Below are 240 nucleotides of genomic sequence, written 5' to 3'. Positions count from 1 at the left end.
GGTGAATCACCGCGTCGGCAATTCGCTGCAGCTGGTGTCCAGCTTCATGTCGCTGCAGATGCGTCATGTGTCGGACCAGGGCGCCAAGGACGCGCTGCGGGAATCCCAGGCCCGGATAGAGGCCGTGGCCCATGTTCACCGCCGCCTCTACACGTCCGGCGACATGAGCCAGGTGGCCATGCACGAGTATCTGGAAGGGCTGATGGACGAACTGTCCAAGTCCATCGGGCCGGACGACGG

1 protein-coding gene is annotated in these 240 nt (G+C 64.2%); it reads left to right on the top strand.

Features of this window, described 5'->3' with window-relative positions; genetic code table 11:
- Positions 1 to 240 (top strand): histidine kinase dimerization/phosphoacceptor domain -containing protein (locus CVH10_RS23960; protein WP_369336018.1); only part of this gene is annotated, 240 nt, incomplete at both ends.

This window comes from Halomonas sp. ND22Bw, assembly GCF_003011945.1.
In the GTDB taxonomy this organism is placed as follows: Bacteria; Pseudomonadota; Gammaproteobacteria; order Pseudomonadales; family Halomonadaceae; genus Halomonas; species Halomonas halophila.
The sequence above is the reverse complement of the archived record's forward strand: the minus strand, read 5'-3'. Positions and strand labels throughout refer to the sequence as shown.